The sequence below is a fragment of the Sphingomonas sp. Leaf34 genome (assembly GCF_001421805.1).
GTDB lineage: Bacteria > Pseudomonadota > Alphaproteobacteria > Sphingomonadales > Sphingomonadaceae > Sphingomonas.
Genome location: NZ_LMLC01000001.1, coordinates 579,001 through 596,573 on the forward strand (window position 1 = coordinate 579,001; position 17,573 = coordinate 596,573).

The following is a 17,573-nucleotide window of genomic DNA, read 5'->3' on the forward strand; positions in this document are numbered from 1 at the left end:
CCCCGGTGGATTGGTTAATCGTCCGGGTATAGCTGCACTACCCATCCTGTCGCCAGCCTTAAGACCCCGGCAATGGCCCATGTCCATCCCCGACCGAGACTTACTGATCGGGCGTTGCCGTAGCGGCAGGCTGGGGGTTAGCGGCTGCATCCAGATTGGCGCGCTGCGTCTCGCTCAGCGGACGGCGCTGCGTCCGCGGACGGCTGGGACGCGACCGCTCGCGAGGAGCAGATGCCGTGGTCGCAGCCGCCGGCGCAGGCTGCGGCTCGGACGTGCCCGCAATCCGCGCGGCGATCGCCGGCGCACCGATACGGACATCCTTTATCGCGCGCTCGCCGGTGCCGAGCGCGGGAGCGGCCGCACCGTTGAGCGTCACCGCCAGCTTGTCCGCGCGACCGATGTTGATCATCGGATCCTTCGCATCCTTGGGCACGTCGAACTTGTCGCCCGGCTTCATGGTGCCGAGGTACAGGGTCTTGTTGTCGGCATCGTAGACGCGCATCCAAACCTCGTCCGAGGCGGTCAGCGTGACCTGCCCGTTCGCCGGGGTCGCCGGCGCGGGGACGGGTTGCGCGGTCTGCGCGGCGGGGTTCGGCGCGGTCTCGGCGATGGGCGCCACGGTCGACGACGTGGTCGATCCGCGGAACATGTCGGTGCCGTACCACAGGCCGACCAGTACCAGCACCGCGATCGCGAGGCCCAAGGCGACGATCGCCACCCCGCGCGAGGGCACGCGCGACGGGTCGGTCATCTCATAGGGTTCATATTCGGGCGTGCGGCGGCCGAGCTTAGCGACGTCGTCGCGGACCATCTGCGCGATCCGGACCTCGTCGACGCCGACCGCGCGCGCGTAGGCGCGCGTAAAGCCGACCGCATAGGTGGACGACGGCAGCGCGCTATAGTCGGATGCCTCGATCGCCTCGAGATGCCGTAGCGGCACGCGCGTCCGCGCGGCGATATCCGCGACACTCAACCCCTGCGATTCGCGGCTGTTCCGAAGAATGTCGCCAGCACGCTCTGGTACAGCGGGCGCAGCGTTCTGGCCGGTATCGACCTCGTCCATTCTTGTCTCCGAAGCCGGACTACGTGTTATGCCCCCGTCTTTCAGAGGGCCCAAGCCGTGTCAACGCGCAGGCGGACAAGAAGCGCAGCTTTCGGGCGCTCAGACGATTTCGACGCCGTTTTCGGTCGCCCAGGCGGTCAGCGCACCGCGCATGTCACGCGGCGGATCCGCCAGCAACGCTGTCATATAAGTCGTGAGCGCAGCGCGATCGAGTGATCGCGTCATCGCCTTGATCGGGCCGACCGCCGCGGGGGTGATCGACAGCCGCTCGATCCCCAGCCCGATCAGCGCCATAGCCTCGAGCGGCCGCCCGCCCATCTCGCCGCACACCGCCAGATCGACCCCCGCCGCGCGCGTCGGCGGCACCAGCCGCGCGATGAACCGCAGGATCGACGGGCTGAGCCAGTCGTAGCGTTCGGCGAGCTTCGGGTTGGCGCGATCGGCGGCGAACAGGAACTGGGTCAGATCGTTGGTGCCGATCGACAGGAACTCGATCCGCGGCAGCAAAACGTCGAGCATCTCGGCGAGCGCGGGCACTTCGAGCATCGCACCATAGCGGATCGCGAGCGGCAGCTTGCGCCCGCGTCCCTCGAGCCAGTGACGCTGCGCCTCGAACAGCGCGCGCGCCTCGTCGAACTCCCACGGCTCGCTGACCATCGGGAACATCACGTTGAGCGTCCGGCCGGCGGCGGCTTCGAGCAACGCGCGTGCCTGCACCTTCATCAACCCGTCGCGTTCGAGGCCCAGGCGCAGCGCGCGCCAGCCCATCGCCGGGTTCTCCTCGTCGACGTCTTCCTTGTTGAGATAGGGCAGCGCCTTGTCGCCACCGATATCGACAGTGCGGAAGATCACCGGGCGCTCGCCCGCCGCGTCGAGCACTTCGCGGTACAGCCGGTGCTGACGCTCGCGCTGCGGCAGCGTCGACGAGACGAGAAACTGGAATTCGGTGCGGAACAGCCCGATCCCGTCCGCGCCGGTCACGTCGAGTGCGGCGACGTCGTCGCGGAGCCCGGCATTGACCATCACGGTCAGGCGGTGGCCGTCCTTGGTCACCGGCGGCACGTCGCGCAGCGCCGCGAACGCCGCCTTGCGCTTCTGCCGCATCGCCAGCCGCGCGTCGAACGCCTCCTCCATCGCCGCCGAGGGCCGTGCGAACACATTGCTCTCGGCGCTGTCGAGCAGCAGCATGTCGCCCTCCGCCACCAACCGGCGAATGTCGCGGACGCGGCCGAGTACCGGCACACCCATCGCGCGCGCGACGATCGTGACATGCGCGGTCAGCGATCCCTCTTCGAGGATCACGCCCTTCAGCCGCCTCTTGTCATATTCGAGCAGCTCGGCGGGGCCGAGATTGCGTGCGATCAGGATCGTGTCCTGACGCAACCCCATCTGCGCCGCGGTGCCCATCTGGCCCGAGACGATGCGGAGCAGCCGGTTCGACAGGTCCTCCAGATCGTGCATCCGGTCGGCGAGCAGCGGATCGTCGATCTGGCGCATACGCTGGCGGGTGCGCTGCTGGACGCGCTCGATCGCCGCCTCGGCGGTCAGACCCGAATCGATCGCCTCGTTGATCCGCCGTGCCCAGCCCTCGTCATAGGCGAACATCTTGTAGGTCTGGAGCACCTCGACATGCTCGCCGCCGACGCCGAACTCCGCCTCGCGAGTCATCCGGTCGATGCCTTCGCGCATCTTGTCGAACGCCGCATAGACTCGGTGCCGCTCGGCGTCGGTATCCTCGGCGACGGTGTGTTCGATGTGGATGCGCGGCTGGTGATACACCGCGAACCCCGCGCCCATGCCATCGACCAGCTTCTGGCCGGGGATGCGCATCGCCGCGGTCGACTGCGGCCGATCCGCGCCGCCGCCGGTGGTGTCGATGAGCCCCGCATTGGCGATCAGCTCGGAGAGCACCATCGCGACCGTCTGCAAAGCCTCGATCTCGACATCGGCATATTTGCGGCGATCGGTGTGCTGGACGGCGAGCACACCGACCGACCGCTCGCGGCGGATGATCGGCACGCCGGCAAAGCTGTGGAACCGGTCCTCGCCGGTCTCGGGCTTGTAGGCGAAGTCCGGATGGCTCGCGGCTTCGTCGAGGTTGAGCACCTCGACGTCCTCGGCGATCGTGCCGACGAGCCCCTCGCCTAGCGCAAGCTTGGTGACGTGGACCGCCGCTTGATCGAGGCCGCGGGTGGCGAACAGTTCGAGCACGCCTTCACGCAACAGGTAGATCGAACAGACTTCGCTGTGGATCGCGGTGGCGATGATGCCGACGACCGAATTGAGCTTGGCTTGCGCAGACGTGCGCGCGGCCATCACATCGTGAAGGCTGGTGAGGATTTCGCGGGCGGAGGCGGCGGCCGAAAGGGGCATGACCGCTGGCTAACAGATGAACGGCTTGGGTGCCACGCAACAAAAGCGATGCCGGGCACAAGCGCAAACGATCCGATGATGCGTTTTCTTACAACGAGGCGTGGTGCAAGACAGATCGGTATCCTGAACCGCTCCCCCTGCCCCCTTGCTCTCCCGCGAACGCGGGAGCCCAGTCTGAACCCGCCTTCGCAGGGACACATTGGGGTGGGGCAGCGCTGTCTACGCGTCGAACAAGCCGTCCTGGCTTCCGGCCGGCGGGTTCAGGCCGAGATGCTTCCAACCGCCCGCATTCAGGAATCGGCCACGAGCAGTGCGCGCGATCAAGCCTAACTGGATCAGATACGGCTCGATCACCTCCTCGATTGTGTCGCGCGGTTCGCTCAGGCCTGCCGCCAGCGTCTCGACGCCGACCGGCCCGCCGCGATAAATGTCCGCGATCATCATCAGATAGCGCCGATCCATCGCATCGAGCCCGAGCGAATCGACCTCGAGCCGGTTGAGCGCCGCATCAGCCGCGCGCGCATCGACCGTCTCGTGCCCCGCGACATTGGCGAAATCGCGCACGCGCCGCAGCAACCGCCCGGCGATCCGCGGCGTCCCGCGCGAGCGACGCGCGATCTCCATCGCACCGTCCTTGGCGATGCCGAGCCCAAGCAGCCCGGCTGCGCGCGAGACCACGCGCTCCAGCTCCTCGACGGTATAGAATTGCAACCGCACCGGGATGCCGAAGCGATCGCGGAGCGGCGTCGTCAGCAACCCCTGCCGCGTCGTCGCGCCGATCAGCGTGAACCGCGGCAGGTCGATCCGTACCGAGCGCGCGCTGGGCCCCTCGCCGATCATCAGGTCGAGCGCGCGATCCTCCATCGCCGGGTAGAGCACCTCCTCGACCGCGGGCTGCAACCGGTGGATCTCGTCGATGAACAGCACGTCGCCATCCTCGAGATTGGTCAGCAGCGCGGCAAGATCGCCCGACTTGGCGATCACCGGCCCCGAGGTGGCGCGGAACCCCACCCCCATCTCGCGCGCGACGATCTGCGCGAGCGTCGTCTTGCCGAGCCCCGGCGGCCCAAAGAACAGCACATGATCCAGCGCATCGCCGCGCGATTTGGCCGCCTGGATGAAGATGCGCAGATTTTCCCGCGCCGCCTTCTGCCCGACAAATTCATCAAGGTTCTTCGGACGAAGCGCCGCATCGACGTCTTCGGGACGCTTGGCGGGAGTCAGGATGCGGTCTGTATCGGTCACCCGCTCGCGATAGCGCGCTCGCGGTGAAGGGGGCAAGGTGGCTATGAGATGGTCATGACCAACGAAACCAATCATCCCGACCTGTATCTCTTGGCGGGCGCTTCGCCGGCGCTGGCGGCGACGCTGGCCGAGCGCTTCACGTTACACCGTCAGAGCCCGCCAGCAACGACGCGGGCGATCGTCGGCGGCGGCAGCAGCGTGGTCGATGCCGCGCTGCTCGATCGGCTTCCCGCACTGGAGATCGTGGCGATCCACGGCGTTGGGTATGACGGGATAGACCTTGCCGCGACCAGAGCACGCAGCATCGCGGTGACGACGACGCCCGACGTGCTGACTGACGACGTCGCGGACCTCGCGATCGGGCTGATGCTGGCGGTGCAAAGGCGGATCGTCGCGAACGACTGTGCAGTGCGGGGCGGCGGTTGGCAGGTCGATCCGGCACGCCGGGCGAGCGGACGGCGGATCGGCGTCTTCGGACTAGGCCGGATCGGCAAGGCGATCGCAACGCGCGCCGCACCGTTCGCCAGCGAACTCCATTATACCGCGCGCTCCGCCAAACCGGATTTCGCAGGCGTCTTCCATGCCGATATCGCCGAGCTTGCGGCGGCGTGCGACGTACTGGTCATCGCGGCCCCCGGTGGCAATGCGACGTCGCACATTGTGGATGCAACCGTTCTCGCGGCGCTTGGTCGCGACGGGATCCTGGTCAACATTGCTCGCGGCAGCCTGATCGACGAAGCGGCGCTGATCGCGGCGCTCGAGGATGGAACGATCGCCGGGGCTGGACTCGATGTATTCGCCGACGAACCCGCCGTGCCCGATGCGCTCAAGACGATGGGCCAGGTCGTCCTGTCGCCGCATCAAGGCAGCGCGACCGTCGATGGCCGGGCAGCGATGGCGGCGCTCGTGGTAGCCAATCTCGACGCGCATTTTGCCGGCACACCGTTGATCACGCCGCTTTGAGCCTACGCGGATCGCAAGTGCGCCCGCCGAGGTGAAGAGACCCGCCGTCGCTAAGACTTGGACGCCTTGCGTAGCGCCAGTCGCACGAGCGCATCGAGCGAGGCCCCGGTTCCCAACTCCTCGTCCGCGGCCGCCACGGCCACACTCGCCTCGTTCGGCCGAAACCCAAGGTTGAGCAATGCCGACACCGCATCCGCCGATGCGCCGGGCGCGGCATTGACGACCGCCGGCCCGAGCCCGAGTGCGATGCCGCCGACCTTGTCCTTCAGTTCCATGACGATGCGCTGGGCGAGCTTCGGACCGACGCCATTCGCCCGCGCGACCATCGCCTTGTCGCCGCTGGCGATCGCACGGCTCAGGTCGACCGGCTCCAAGGCCGACAGGATCGCCAACGCAACCCGCGCGCCGACCCCCTGCACGCCCGTCAGCAACCGAAACCAGTCGCGTTCGTCCGCACTGGAGAACCCGACGAGCCGCTGGAAATCCTCGCCGACGAGCAGCTCGGTAAATACCGTACACGCCTCGCCGACCGGCCCAAGCGCCGACAGCGTGCGCGCCGACGCGCCGACCAGATATCCGACGCCGCCGACATCGATCACTGCATGGTCGATGCCTGTGGAGTCCAGCCTGCCTTTGAGATGTGCGATCATTGCCGAGACCGGTAGAACATAGGAAGCGCCGCGTCATCCTCCGTGCCGTCATCGGCTAAACATCGAGGTCAGGCGCGGCTGGTGTAGGCCGCCAGTTCGGTGGGGCTCGATCCCGTCAGAGCGGCGAAATCGGGGCCGGTCAGGTCGTCGGGAAGATGACGCTGCCCGGTGCCGTCGAGCATCCCGAGAAACCGTTCGATGATCGTGAAGATCACGACATCGGGCCGCTCGGCACGCACGAGGTCATAGTGCATGCTGTCCGAACTCATCACCACCAGCCGCGAAAATGTCGGGATGAGATGCGGGATAATATAATTCGCGAACGAATCGCGAAACAGCACGCACCGCGGCAAGCTCGCATCATCCGATTCGTAGATCGACAGCGCACCGCGTGAGAATTTCTTGTTTTCGAAGACGCGCTGGAACGGCCGTGCGGTCCGATGCCCGACGGTCTCGGTACGTTCGTCGCGTTCGGGCTCGAGGCGCACGCCGAGATCCCCGACGTGGGTGCGCGCCGCAAAGGACAAATCCGCCTCGTCGATGCGGACGGGGAGCGGCACCGACCGTGCCAGATCGTCGACCAGCATCCGGTAGGCGAGAAAGCCCGCATAGAATGTCCAGTGCGTATCGGTCTGGAGATAGGTTTCGCGCGCGCTGCGCGCGTCGATCAGCGGCTGGACCGGATAGGAGCAGAGCGCGCGGGTGTCGGCATCGAGGCTGGCCAGGATCTGCAGCGCGGGGCGGTCTGCGGCCGGTACGATAGTGGGCGGCAGCTTGTCCGCGTACACCACGTGCTTTTCGGGGATGATCATCATCCGGAAGGCGATCCCGTTCGCCTTGCACCAGGCGGCACGCGTTTCGATGCTGTCGCGCCACGCAGCGACGTCTTGCGGCGCGAGTGGCAGCGCGCCGGTGACCTGATCGACCGCATCGTGATCGCGGTGGAAGAGATAACCGTCCGCGCCCTGGATCACCTTGGCCGCCAAGCGCGCCCGGGTATCGGCGGCATCGCTCATGACCGTGGTCCGTCCTGTGCGTCGTCTTGCGGACCGTCGCCCAGACGGCGATCCACCAGATCGATCAACGCGCCGAGGTCCTGCGCCTCGCTCCCGGCGGGTCCGAGATCGACGTTGAACCGCTTTTCGATGCGGATCAGGAGCGTGGCGTGCGCCAGCGAGTCCCAGCCATCGACATCGTCCGCCGTGGTCGTCTCGTCGAAGTCCGCCGCGTCGGCATCGAACGTCCGGGCGACGATCGCAAAGATCCCCTCGCCTATTGCGTCTCTGGTCATGCGCGCTCCTGTCGTTCCAAACGGTATTTTTCGCTGTTGTCGGCGCGGCTCATCTTGCCCGAGGTCGATTTTATCAGCCAGCCCTGATCCACGATCGAGATCTTCTTCGGCACCAGGCCGAGCAGGTCGAGCAGCCTGGACTTGACCGCGAGCCGCAACGATCGGTCGGGAACGATACCCGTGCGTTCGAGGACGATATGGCACTCCTCGCTGCCGATCGCGTCGTTGAAGAGGCCCAGGGCGACCACCCGCCCCGCCTTCACGCCGTCGACCTCGCCAACCGCCTGCTCGATCTCGTGCGCATAGAAGTTCTTGCCGAGCAGGATGATCAGGTCCTTCTGGCGGCCCAGTATGTAGAGGTCGCCCTCGTGCAGGAAGCCGAGATCTCCGGTGCGGTACCACCCATCCTTGAAGCTGGCGACGGAATCGCGCTTGAAATAGCCGTCGAACACGAAGTCGCCGCGAACTAGGATCTCGCCGACGCCGTCCGGTCCGTCGATCCGCACCGCCATGCCATCGATCGGTGGCCCGTTGCCTTGCAGTGTGATGCAGTCATCACCGGTGAAAGCCAGACGGTGCTCGCGCAATCCCCGCGCCGAGACCTCGCAGCGTCTGGCCGGTGATCCAGGGCGCGTCTGCGACACCGCGAACACCGTTTCGGCCATCGCATAGCAGGTCTGCAACTGATCGACGGATACGCCCCAATCCTCGAACGCCGCCAGGAACCGGTCGAAGCTCGATGGCTTGCACGGTTCGGAGCAGTTGATGAACGCCCGCATCTGCGAAAGGTCGACACGGCGAGCCGGGTCGGCAGAGTTGGCGAGATGGTTGAACGCGAAATTGGGTAGCCAGGCCAGTGTCCCGCGATGATCGGCGATCAGATCGAACAGCGACAGCGGATTCAATAGCCAGGCGAACGGGCTGATGATTACCGCACGAACCCCCGTCAGCAACGGCAGCAGGAACGTCGCGACGAACCCCATGTCGTGGTAGAGCGGCAGCCACGAACAGATCACGTCGTCCGCGCGCAGCCCGATCGCCGTGCCATAGCTGGAGATCTGACCCGCGATGGCGCGGGCGGTCAGCGTGACGCCTTTCTTCAGCCCCGTCGTTCCCGAACTGTGCTGCAGACAGCAGACCGCGTCGGGATCCCACGCCCACAGGATCGGATCGCCGCGGTTCGGCACCGCGTCCGCCGGCGTGACGATCGACAGGAGACCCGCCGCGATGGCCGCACCGAACCCCGGCGCGTCCGCGGCATCGGTGACCATGATCCCGCCACCGATGTGACGGAACAGACGGTCGTGGCTGTCCCAGAACCGCTGCGGATCCTGCTTCGTCGAGGGCAACGGCATCATCGCCGGGACGCACCCCGCCAGGATTGCACCGACGAACGCATAGAGCAGGTCGGGCGACAATCGCAGCGCGATCAGCACGACGCTGCCCGGCGCGGCGTCGCGGCGGCGATAGAGGTGCGCGTAGCGCTGGCCGCCTTCCCAGAGCATCGCGTGCGTTACGACATCGCTGCCGTCGGCATGCTCCAGCACGAACTGCACCGACGATGGCGCATCCCTGTATCGCGCGATGAACGGCGCGAGCAGCCCGGCGTCGGCCGGAGGGGCTTGCATCAGACCGTGCTGCCCTGTGCCCGATGCCAGGATCACTGCCCTGTACACAGTGCCGAAAGCCGGGGGCCGACGGCGATCCGATGATCGCGCAACGCCGCGCGAAAGACGGTGGCAAGCGCCGCACGCTGGGTATCGAAGCGGATCCCGGCCTCGACGGTCCAGGCCCGCGCGATTACGTCCCGCAGATCGCTGGCCGGCACCGCCTCGAACGGCAGCGACGGAATCGCCATTGTCTGCGCCATCTCCTGCGTGCGGCTGTCGACATATAGGACGACGCCGGGTCGCTCGGCCTGGATCGCGAGCGCGACGCCGTGGAAGCGTGGGCCGATCGCATAGTCATAGCGACGCAGAAAGCTCATCCAGCTCTGACTGTCGGTGAAGACGAAGGCGCGCCTGCGGCCCCAGTCGCGCACCTGCGGCAGAGTCAGATCGGGCAGCAGGCGCTCCACCAACAGCGCGAACGGCGCGCCTTCGGTATCGGCGGGATCGGACCGGGCCAGCGCGATCATCGTCTCGGGATGCTGCACGACATAACAGCCGTCGTCGCGATCGACGGCCGCGATCAACCGGTGCTCGGGCGCCATGTCGCGGTAGTGATGATGCCCCGCCGCGATCGCCGGCCGCGATCCGATTCCGGCGGCGACCCGCGCTGCAATCCGCCCGCCAAGATCCTTTATCGGCGACAGGAAAAGCGACGGGCAACCGATGACGGTCGACGCGTAGCCGTGCCGCGCGAGGACATCCGCCGTATAGGCGCCCCGGACCAGCATCGCAGGCGCGCCGCCCGACGCGGCCGCAACGACGTCCAGCGCCGCGCGCGTGCCGGCCTTCAATTCGAGGTGGTGGCCGATCTCCGGGGCCTGCGCACCCAGCCCGACCAGCACCACCGGCAGGCCGAATGCCGACAGACGATCCGCCCAGCCCGACAGGTCGACATGATCGCCCAATTGATTGGCGCAGGCGACGACAATGATGTCGGCGTTGGCGCGTACCAGTTCGGGCGGCGTGCTCCACGTGATCATGTGCGATCCGGCGAGCGATGCGACGAGCCCATCGACATAGGCGACATTGCCCGCGTTGCCGCCAAGCGCTTCGGTGAGCGTCGCGGCGCTGGCGGTCGGGATCAACCCGGCGGCGCCGAGCTGGCCGATCGACAGGTTCGGCAGGATCGCGACACGACGCGCGGGCTGGGAAACGACCATCGGTACTCTTTCGAAGTCGCTGAAAGGGGGCGCGGATCCCGCAAGCGAAAAAGGCCTAGGATACCGGGCAGGCACCGTATGACCTAGCCGCGCGCGCGCGCGCTTCACATCGAAAACTTGAACATTTTTCGCCAATCCGTGCGCGGCGGGACGGCGTGTTGCCGTCACCCGGCGGAACGCGGTCAGTATTCCAGTATCAAAGGGGCCGGCGGCGGCGCGCAGGCTTTGGGCGCAGCCGCCGTACACGCACGCGGCGTGTCGCCATTGGCGACCTGCGCAAACCACCGCAGCGTCGCGCGCCGCGGGCCATCTACTCCGTTCTCCAGCACCGGCGACTGCCGCGTCGAGACCTTGGCCATGCCCTGCACTTGGGCAGGCGTATAGACGGCCACCGGCGCATCCGCGGGCGGCACCTGCCCCGGCGCCGCAGTCATCGTCTTCAGGTTCAACGCTACGACCGGGTGCGCGCGCGGCGGGAAAGACAGGCGCAGCGTCGCGGTCCACCCGGATTGCGCGAGGACGGCGAACGACGGCAGCGCGGCAAGCGCGCCGCCCCCGGCGACCGACGTCGAGCCATCCGCCACCGCCAGCTCGCGGACCTGCCACGCACCGCCACGCGTCGGCCGCGCCGCGACGATCGTATCGTTCCTCGAACGGGCGTGTCGCGGGTACAGGATCACCGGCGCGCCATCGGGGGCGACGATCACCGACGCGCTGTTGACCAGCCCCGCATTCGGTCCGGTCTGCTCGACCATCGCCATCTGGTCCGGGCCGAGCGGGCCCTTGATCGACCGCCCACCGGCGCCGCGCCACGTCACGAAGTCGCGCGTGCTCGCATAGGTGACGGCAAAGTTGGTCGCGACATCGGGCGTCCGCCGCCAGACGACCGCGACGTGATAGGTGCCATCGGGCCCGACCGCGAAGCTGCTGGGATAGGCACTGACATGGCCGTGGTCGTCATGATCGACGAACAGCGGGCCGATCCGCTGCCAGCGCCCGCCGCCCCAGCGGTTCATCAGCCAGCTCCCGTCGCCCGACGATCCGGTTCGGTACAGGAACAGCAGGTTGCCCGCCGAATCGTGCAGAAACGTCGGGTAGGTCGCACGATCCTCATCACGCCCGAGCATTCGGGCAGGCTGCAGGTTCGACAGGTCGGCGGCGCTGCCCTGCGCGTAGAACATCGCGCTCGCATGCATGTTGCCGACCAGGTGGAGCGTAGCATCGGGCGCGATCGCCATCGCTATACCGTTATGCGCGTCCCAGCCGGCGAAGCGCGACGGCAGCCGGATCGTGCAGACTCTCGCGCGGTTCGCCGCGACCGCCACGACCTCCATCCAGCGATCGGCATTATAATAGGCCGCGAATACGTGCCCGTCCCGGCTCGCAGCGCTGCCGATCGGCGTACCGACACCGGTCCAGAGCGCCGCGATGCGGATCGCGTTGGGGCTTCCAGCGGAAACGGGCTGCTTGCAACTGGTAAGCCGTTGGCTTCCGGTACCAGGCTGTGACATCACCGGAACCGATAAGCTGACGAGCAAAGCAATTAATATCGCGCTCATGTTACCGCAATCAAGATCATCGATGAGCGTCCTACCATTAAAACATGATGATCCGCGTACTATCATGCGGATGGTACCGAGAAATACTCGATTTTCCTTCGTTATTGGTGGCCTAAACAAGATCGTTACAAATTGTTGTTCAGTGACGGACAAAGGAAAATGGTGCACTGCAGTGTAAAACAGACCGAAGCCTGCAACCTCTACGCTGCCCCGCAATTGAGACGAACTGACGTTGTTGAGCCTATTCGGTCAAGTGCCACTCCGACGCGCCAGCGCCGCCGCACTTGCCACATGGTGGGCATGGGTGATCGCCACCGCGAGCGCGTCGGCGGCATCGGGGCCGGCGAGTTTGGCGCCGGGCAATAGCACCGCCATCATCGCCTGGATCTGTTTCTTGTCCGCGCCGCCGGTGCCGACGACGCCCTTCTTGACGGTCGAGGGGTGGTATTCGCCGATATGCAGCCCCGCGCCGGCAGCGGCAAGCAAGACGACGCCGCGCGCCTGGCCGAGCTTCAGCGTCGATTGCGCGTTGGTGTTGCCGAGCACCTCCTCGACCGCGGCGCCGTCGGGGCGTTCGGTGCGGATGACGTCGATCAGCGCGTTGTAGAGCGCGGTGAGGCGGCGGGGGAGCGCCATCGACGGATCGGTCTTGATCTGGCCGTTGGCGATATGGCTCAGGCGATTGCCATCGGCGCGGATGACGCCCCAGCCGGTGGTGCCCAGGCCGGGGTCTAGTCCGAGAATAATCATGCGTAAGTAGAAGGGTGGTTCGCGCGAAGACGCGGAGACGCGGAGGTGGTGCGCGTTTGGCGAGCGTCTCGCGTCAGCGGCACTTTTACTCCGCTAGGCTGGCCGACAGATATGAGGCCGCTGGCGCGGAGGACGGATCCACACGGCACAGTTCTCCGCGTCTCCGCGTCTCCGCGTGAACCCACCTTCTTCATCTCAACCGCAAGCCGTTCAACCCAGCGACTCCATGATCTCGTCGGAGATTTCGTAATTGCCCCAGACGGTCTGCACGTCGTCGTCGTCGTCGAGCGCGTCGATGAGCTTGAACAGCGTCGCCGCATCGTCGGCACCGACCGCGACCATGATCTGGGGGCGCCAGGCGAGCTTCGCCCCCTCGGCTTCCCCGAGCTTGGCTTCGAGCGCCTTGGCGACTTCGTGCAGGTCACCCTGCGCAGTCCAGACCTCATGGCCGTCCTCGCTCGACGTGACGTCCTCGGCACCCGCTTCGAGCGCCGCTTCGAACACCGTGTCGGCATCGCCCGCGCTCGCCGGATAGGAGATCAGCCCGACGCGGTCGAACGCGTGGCTGACCGAACCGCCCGCGCCGAGGTTGCCGCCGTTCTTGCCGACCGCCACGCGCACGTTGGTCGCGGTGCGGTTACGGTTGTCGGTCAGCGCCTCGATGATCAGCGACACGCCGCCGGGGCCGAAGCCCTCATAGCGGATCTCTTCGTAATTCTCGGCATCGCCGCGGCTCGCCTTGTCGATCGAGCGCTGGATGTTCTCCTTGGGCAGCGACGCGGCCTTCGCCGCGTTCACCGCCGCGCGCAGGCGCGGGTTCATGTCGACGTCGGGCAGCCCCATCTTGGCCGCGACCGTGATCTCTCGGCTAAGCTTGCTGAACGCCGACGAGCGCTTCTTGTCCTGCGCGCCCTTGCGGTACATGATGTTCTTGTATTTGGAATGGCCTGCCATCGGTGCCTCTTTGAACTGAAGCGCCGCTCTTAGGCCTCGGGCGCGCTTTTCGCCAGACCGTCTATCTTGGCCTCGATCGCCTCGAGCCGCGCCAGCACCAGATGATCGATCTTGTGATGCACGCGCAGGATGTCGAGTTCGGCGCGCAAATTGGTCTCGTAGTCGAGGCTCGCGGCGAGACGATCCTTCGCCGACTGCCGGTTCTGGCTCATCATGATGATCGGCGCCTGGATCGCCGCGACCGTCGACAGCAGTAGGTTGAGGAAGATGTAGGGATAGGGATCGAACGCCCGCCCGAAATGCGTGAGGATGTCCGAATTGAGGATCATCCAGCCCACGAGCACCGCGGTGAAGGCGATGATGAACGCCCACGACCCACCGACCGCGGCCACCCGGTCCGACAGCCGCTCGCCGAACGTCGCGCGTTCGTCGGCAAGGTCAGCGGCATCGCGGCTGACCGTTGTCCCCGCCTCGATCCCCGCGAGGACGCGGCGTTGCTCGTCGTCTAGCTCGCCGGGAGATTTGCCGAGCAGGCGTTGCGAGAGATCGTCGAGCGGAGAGGATGTGGCCATGGCGACTGGCGTAACCGGGATTGCGGATTAAGCCAGTGCGCAAAACCGCACTTGCGACGCACCTACGCGAAAGACTCCTTGCCCCAATGCGTCCGCACCTGCCAAACGCGCGGCATGACGGTTAGCGTGAATATGGGCACCGACGGCAATGGTACTGCCGTCGGCGTCGACCTGGAGGAACTACTCGCCACGCGCCTGTTGGTGCAGGGCAATTCGGGATCGGGAAAATCGCATCTGCTGCGCCGGCTGCTCGAGCGATCGGCGGGGCATGTCCAGCAGATCGTGATCGATCCCGAGGGCGATTTCGTCACGCTCGCGGGGCCGCACGGCCATGTCGTGATCGAGGCGGGCGACTATAGCGAACGCGAAATCTCGCGGATCGCCACGCGGCTGCGCGAACACCGGACGTCCGCGGTGCTCAGCCTCGAAGGGCTCGAGGTCGAGGGGCAGATGCGCTGCGCCGCGTCGTTCCTCTCCGCGCTGTTCGATGCGCCGCGCGAGCATTGGTATCCGGTGCTGGTGGTGGTCGACGAGGCGCAGATGTTCGCGCCGGTGACGGGCGGCGAAGTGTCCGAGGAAGTGCGTCGCGCCTCACTCGCGGCGATGACCAACCTGATGTGCCGCGGGCGTAAACGCGGCCTTGCCGGCGTGATCGCGACTCAGCGTCTGGCGAAACTGGCGAAGAACGTCGCGGCGGAGGCGTCGAACTTCCTGATGGGGCGCACCTTCCTCGACATCGACATGGCGCGCGCCGCCGATCTGCTGGGCATGGAGCGGCGCCAAGCCGAAGCGATTCGCGATCTCCAGCGCGGCACCTTCATGGCGCTCGGGCCGGCGGTGTCGCGGCGGCCGATCACCGTGAAGATCGGCGACGTGGCGACCTCCGCACGCAGCGGGAGTCCGAAGCTCACCCCCCTCCCCAGCGCCGCGCCGATGGACCTGCAGGACCTGCTGTCCGAGCCGGTGGTCGACGCGCCCGAACTGGGCCTGATGTTCGATTCGCGTCCACGCCGCGTGCCGGCGGAGGAGCTGCTCGACGGTATCGCCCGCCCGCCCGAACCGCGCACCGCCGCACCGCCGCCGCCCGAGAAGACCGACGACGAGGTCGAGGCCGTGTACGCCGACGTCTTCCGCGCGATCGTCGAGGACCCCGAATCGACGCTGCGGCCACCCTCGGTGCTGTTCCAGGATTTCCAGGTGCGCTGCCGGATGGGTGGCCTTGCCAAGCCGCCGCTCGACCTGCCGGGCTTCGTCCGTCGATTGAGTTGCGCACGCGCGGGCATCTTCGACATGACCGATGAGGCCTGGACGGCGGCGCTGGATGTCGCCAGCGGTCTACCCGACGACATGCTCGGCGCGTTCCTGCTGGTGGCGCGCGCCGCGCGGGAAGGCGAACCCTGCCCCTCCGACGCACGGATAGCGGCGACCTACGGCACCAGCTCGATCGGCCGCGTGAAGCGCCTGATCGGCTATATCGAAAGCCGCGAACTGATCGTCTGCCGCACCGACCTCGCCGGCAAGCGCTCGATCACGATCCCGGGGCTCGGCTGGACGACGCTGCCGGCGGAGGCGGCCTAGGTCGTCATCCGCGGATCGGGGTCAACTGCAACGACACGAACTGCCAGTCGCCGTCGATCCGCCGCGCGACGAAGCCGGCGCGCAACGCACGCGTCTGCGTCTGGCCGTCCTTGCCGGGCATCGTATAGGCGATCCGCATCGTCACGACGCCGATCGTGCCTGCGGGTCGCGCGACGGTCTCGGTGATCATCATCGGCGGCGCGGGCGATTTCTTGTCGGCGGCGTAGAATCCGATCACCCGGTCGCGAGAATCGACCTCGCCGACGGGGGACACCTCCTGATAGTCGGGCGCCATCATCGCGATCATCGCCGCCTGATCGAACTGGTGGCGGACCCTGACGAACGTCTCGGCCTTTTGCACCAGCGCTTTCGCGTCTGCGTCGACCGATTGGGCAGCGACTGGCGCGCTGGTCAACAGTGCAGCCGCAACCCCAATGACTAGTCTCATGCTCGCCCCCGATGCAATGTCGCATAACAGCAATACACCTGTCGCGCAGGGGCATCAATCGCCCGTGCAGAACGCCTAAATCATAGCGCAAAAGCGATCGCGAGCCCGGCGATAACGCCGACCTGGACCATCGCGATCAGTTGGAGCCGCCCGACGAACGGCTGCTTACGCGTCTTGTGGCGGAAGCGATGGCGCGCCCAGAACGCCCCCGGGCTGCCGCCAAGTACTGCGAACCAGAGCAAGCGGGATTCGGGGATACGCCATCCGCCGGTCGACGATCGCCGCTTGTCGATCGCGAATGCGGCGATCGTGATCGTGTTGACGACCAGGAACAGCACGAATGCCGCGAAGATCGGGAGAAGCATTCTCTACCGGTAAATCAGGGAGATCAACGCGGCGCCTCCCCGCAACCCGACGACAGATCGGGGGAGAGGCACCGCGCAAAATCAGCAGATCCTCAGATCATTCCGAGTGCCTGGAGGTAAACCTCGAGGATCGCCTCCTCCTCCTGATACTCTTCCTTCTTCTTCTTGCGGATCGACAGGATCTTGCGGATCGCCTTGGGGTCGTAACCGCGGCCCTTGGCTTCGGCCATCACGTCCTTGATGTCGTCCGAGATACCTTTTTTCTCTTCTTCGAGGCGCTCGGCGCGCTCGATCAGCAGGCGCAGTTCGTCCGCTGCGACCGCGCCGCCGCCCATGCCGTGTTGCCGTTCGTCAGACATCGAAAATTCCCCACTCGCGGGCGCCAAAGGCGCCGGCCTCAAACCAATCGAAATACCCCACGCCGATGATCGCCGTCGCAGGACGTCGTGAATCAGGCCGCTGTGGGTGCGTCGCCGCGTCTAGGCGTTTACCGTGTTCGGCTCAAGCGACGCCGCGGCGTATCGCCACAAATCAGGCGCCAGCCGATTGCGGCGCGTTCTTGGTGACGCTTTCCTTCATCCGTTCGAGCTGCTCAGGGGTCGCGTCGCCCTGGTGATGCGCCTTCCACTGCGCATAGGGCATCCCATACACGGTCTCGCGCGCCGCATCCTTGTCGAGTCCGCCCGCCTCTTCGACCCAGTCGGACAGGCAATTGCGGCAGAAACCGGCGAGTCCCATCAGATCCACATTCTGCGCGTCCTCGCGGTGGCGGAGGTGACGGATCAGGCGACGGAACGCCTTTGCCGCTACGGCATCGTCCAAAGTGTCGAGCGGGTCGGTTTCGGGGGTCATTCATATGCTCCGTGGTTGATCCCGCGGAGATAGGGTTTAAGGCCCGTCGCGGCAAAGAGCTTCCCCGAGGAAACCGCACG

Annotated in this window: 18 protein-coding genes; 2 read left to right on the forward strand and 16 right to left on the reverse strand. The window is 66.5% G+C overall.

Going from position 1 to position 17,573, the window contains the following annotated elements; translation table 11 throughout:
• Positions 1-100 precede the first annotated feature (100 nt).
• From ASF00_RS02645 to ruvB, 3 genes are all read right to left on the reverse strand, one after another.
• A complete protein-coding gene (locus tag ASF00_RS02645) occupies positions 101-1,063 on the reverse strand; it encodes a helix-turn-helix domain-containing protein (RefSeq protein WP_055873725.1) in 963 nt (320 codons plus the stop codon).
• A gap of 99 nt (positions 1,064-1,162) precedes the next feature.
• Entirely contained in the window at positions 1,163-3,436 is a 2,274-nt protein-coding gene (ptsP, locus tag ASF00_RS02650) for a phosphoenolpyruvate--protein phosphotransferase (protein ID WP_055873728.1), read from the reverse strand.
• Positions 3,437-3,655: 219 nt separating this feature from the next.
• Entirely contained in the window at positions 3,656-4,681 is a 1,026-nt protein-coding gene (gene ruvB / locus ASF00_RS02655; protein WP_055873730.1) for a Holliday junction branch migration DNA helicase RuvB, read from the reverse strand.
• Between the two features lie 54 nt (positions 4,682-4,735).
• Here ruvB and ASF00_RS02660 point away from each other — a divergent pair, with 54 nt between their 5' ends.
• On the forward strand, positions 4,736-5,644 hold the full coding sequence (locus tag ASF00_RS02660; protein ID WP_055875279.1) for a 2-hydroxyacid dehydrogenase: 909 nt from the start codon (positions 4,736-4,738) through the stop codon (positions 5,642-5,644).
• A 50-nt stretch (positions 5,645-5,694) separates the two neighbouring features.
• On the opposite strand, the gene ruvA is transcribed toward ASF00_RS02660, so the two are convergent.
• The 9 genes from ruvA to ASF00_RS02705 all read right to left on the reverse strand — a co-directional run bounded on the left by ruvA (position 5,695) and on the right by ASF00_RS02705 (position 14,250).
• Complete coding sequence (gene ruvA, locus ASF00_RS02665) at positions 5,695-6,294, reverse strand: Holliday junction branch migration protein RuvA (RefSeq protein WP_055873733.1); 600 nt, start codon at positions 6,292-6,294, stop codon at positions 5,695-5,697.
• Positions 6,295-6,362: 68 nt separating this feature from the next.
• Complete coding sequence (locus ASF00_RS02670) at positions 6,363-7,310, reverse strand: alginate O-acetyltransferase AlgX-related protein (RefSeq protein ID WP_055873737.1); 948 nt, start codon at positions 7,308-7,310, stop codon at positions 6,363-6,365.
• Positions 7,307-7,585 carry an acyl carrier protein gene (locus ASF00_RS02675; RefSeq protein ID WP_055873740.1) on the reverse strand — a complete coding sequence of 93 codons (279 nt, stop codon included), beginning with the start codon at positions 7,583-7,585 and terminating at the stop codon, positions 7,307-7,309. Before ASF00_RS02675 ends, ASF00_RS02670 begins: the two co-directional genes overlap by 4 nt.
• Positions 7,582-9,213, reverse strand: coding sequence for an AMP-binding protein (locus ASF00_RS02680; protein WP_055873743.1), 1,632 nt, complete (start codon positions 9,211-9,213; stop codon positions 7,582-7,584). Before ASF00_RS02680 ends, ASF00_RS02675 begins: the two co-directional genes overlap by 4 nt.
• Before the next feature lie 32 nt (positions 9,214-9,245).
• On the reverse strand, positions 9,246-10,415 hold the full coding sequence (locus ASF00_RS02685; RefSeq protein WP_055873746.1) for a polysaccharide pyruvyl transferase family protein: 1,170 nt from the start codon (positions 10,413-10,415) through the stop codon (positions 9,246-9,248).
• A gap of 182 nt (positions 10,416-10,597) precedes the next feature.
• Positions 10,598-11,926, reverse strand: a complete 1,329-nt coding sequence (locus tag ASF00_RS02690; protein WP_055873749.1) for a BNR repeat-containing protein — start codon at positions 11,924-11,926, stop codon at positions 10,598-10,600.
• 297 nt (positions 11,927-12,223) lie between these two features.
• On the reverse strand, positions 12,224-12,724 hold the full coding sequence (gene ruvC / locus ASF00_RS02695; RefSeq protein ID WP_055873751.1) for a crossover junction endodeoxyribonuclease RuvC: 501 nt from the start codon (positions 12,722-12,724) through the stop codon (positions 12,224-12,226).
• Between the two features lie 210 nt (positions 12,725-12,934).
• Positions 12,935-13,678, reverse strand: a complete 744-nt coding sequence (locus ASF00_RS02700; RefSeq protein ID WP_055873753.1) for a YebC/PmpR family DNA-binding transcriptional regulator — start codon at positions 13,676-13,678, stop codon at positions 12,935-12,937.
• 29 nt (positions 13,679-13,707) lie between these two features.
• Complete coding sequence (locus ASF00_RS02705; protein WP_055873756.1) at positions 13,708-14,250, reverse strand: DUF1003 domain-containing protein; 543 nt, start codon at positions 14,248-14,250, stop codon at positions 13,708-13,710.
• A gap of 114 nt (positions 14,251-14,364) precedes the next feature.
• Between ASF00_RS02705 and ASF00_RS02710 the strand changes: the two genes are divergently transcribed.
• Positions 14,365-15,828, forward strand: a complete 1,464-nt coding sequence (locus ASF00_RS02710; protein WP_055873757.1) for an ATP-binding protein — start codon at positions 14,365-14,367, stop codon at positions 15,826-15,828.
• A 4-nt stretch (positions 15,829-15,832) separates the two neighbouring features.
• On the opposite strand, the gene ASF00_RS02715 is transcribed toward ASF00_RS02710, so the two are convergent.
• The 4 genes from ASF00_RS02715 to ASF00_RS02730 form a co-directional block, all read right to left on the reverse strand.
• Positions 15,833-16,276 carry a nuclear transport factor 2 family protein gene (locus ASF00_RS02715; protein ID WP_082463176.1) on the reverse strand — a complete coding sequence of 148 codons (444 nt, stop codon included), beginning with the start codon at positions 16,274-16,276 and terminating at the stop codon, positions 15,833-15,835.
• Positions 16,277-16,356: 80 nt separating this feature from the next.
• Positions 16,357-16,641 (reverse strand): DUF1294 domain-containing protein, encoded by a 285-nt coding sequence (locus tag ASF00_RS02720; protein ID WP_055873763.1) that lies wholly within the window; start codon positions 16,639-16,641, stop codon positions 16,357-16,359.
• Between the two features lie 92 nt (positions 16,642-16,733).
• On the reverse strand, positions 16,734-16,976 hold the full coding sequence (locus ASF00_RS02725; protein WP_197942503.1) for a DUF2312 domain-containing protein: 243 nt from the start codon (positions 16,974-16,976) through the stop codon (positions 16,734-16,736).
• A 196-nt stretch (positions 16,977-17,172) separates the two neighbouring features.
• Positions 17,173-17,493, reverse strand: a complete 321-nt coding sequence (locus tag ASF00_RS02730) for a DUF1244 domain-containing protein (protein ID WP_055873772.1) — start codon at positions 17,491-17,493, stop codon at positions 17,173-17,175.
• Between the last annotated feature and the right edge of the window lie 80 nt (positions 17,494-17,573).

What these genes read in the sequence shown, in the direction of transcription:
- ASF00_RS02645 (WP_055873725.1), bottom strand. Translation starts at nt 1,063, where the DNA reads ATGGACGAGGTCGATACCGGCCAGAACGCTGCGCCCGCTGTACCAGAG.
- ptsP (WP_055873728.1), bottom strand. Translation starts at nt 3,436, where the DNA reads ATGCCCCTTTCGGCCGCCGCCTCCGCCCGCGAAATCCTCACCAGCCTT.
- ASF00_RS02660 (WP_055875279.1), top strand. Translation starts at nt 4,736, where the DNA reads ATGACCAACGAAACCAATCATCCCGACCTGTATCTCTTGGCGGGCGCT.
- ruvA (WP_055873733.1), bottom strand. Translation starts at nt 6,294, where the DNA reads ATGATCGCACATCTCAAAGGCAGGCTGGACTCCACAGGCATCGACCAT.
- ASF00_RS02670 (WP_055873737.1), bottom strand. Translation starts at nt 7,310, where the DNA reads ATGAGCGATGCCGCCGATACCCGGGCGCGCTTGGCGGCCAAGGTGATC.
- ASF00_RS02675 (WP_055873740.1), bottom strand. Translation starts at nt 7,585, where the DNA reads ATGACCAGAGACGCAATAGGCGAGGGGATCTTTGCGATCGTCGCCCGG.
- ASF00_RS02680 (WP_055873743.1), bottom strand. Translation starts at nt 9,213, where the DNA reads ATGCAAGCCCCTCCGGCCGACGCCGGGCTGCTCGCGCCGTTCATCGCG.
- ASF00_RS02685 (WP_055873746.1), bottom strand. Translation starts at nt 10,415, where the DNA reads ATGGTCGTTTCCCAGCCCGCGCGTCGTGTCGCGATCCTGCCGAACCTG.
- ASF00_RS02690 (WP_055873749.1), bottom strand. Translation starts at nt 11,926, where the DNA reads ATGTCACAGCCTGGTACCGGAAGCCAACGGCTTACCAGTTGCAAGCAG.
- ruvC (WP_055873751.1), bottom strand. Translation starts at nt 12,724, where the DNA reads ATGATTATTCTCGGACTAGACCCCGGCCTGGGCACCACCGGCTGGGGC.
- ASF00_RS02700 (WP_055873753.1), bottom strand. Translation starts at nt 13,678, where the DNA reads ATGGCAGGCCATTCCAAATACAAGAACATCATGTACCGCAAGGGCGCG.
- ASF00_RS02705 (WP_055873756.1), bottom strand. Translation starts at nt 14,250, where the DNA reads ATGGCCACATCCTCTCCGCTCGACGATCTCTCGCAACGCCTGCTCGGC.
- ASF00_RS02710 (WP_055873757.1), top strand. Translation starts at nt 14,365, where the DNA reads ATGACGGTTAGCGTGAATATGGGCACCGACGGCAATGGTACTGCCGTC.
- ASF00_RS02715 (WP_082463176.1), bottom strand. Translation starts at nt 16,276, where the DNA reads ATGAGACTAGTCATTGGGGTTGCGGCTGCACTGTTGACCAGCGCGCCA.
- ASF00_RS02720 (WP_055873763.1), bottom strand. Translation starts at nt 16,641, where the DNA reads ATGCTTCTCCCGATCTTCGCGGCATTCGTGCTGTTCCTGGTCGTCAAC.
- ASF00_RS02725 (WP_197942503.1), bottom strand. Translation starts at nt 16,976, where the DNA reads ATGGGCGGCGGCGCGGTCGCAGCGGACGAACTGCGCCTGCTGATCGAG.
- ASF00_RS02730 (WP_055873772.1), bottom strand. Translation starts at nt 17,493, where the DNA reads ATGACCCCCGAAACCGACCCGCTCGACACTTTGGACGATGCCGTAGCG.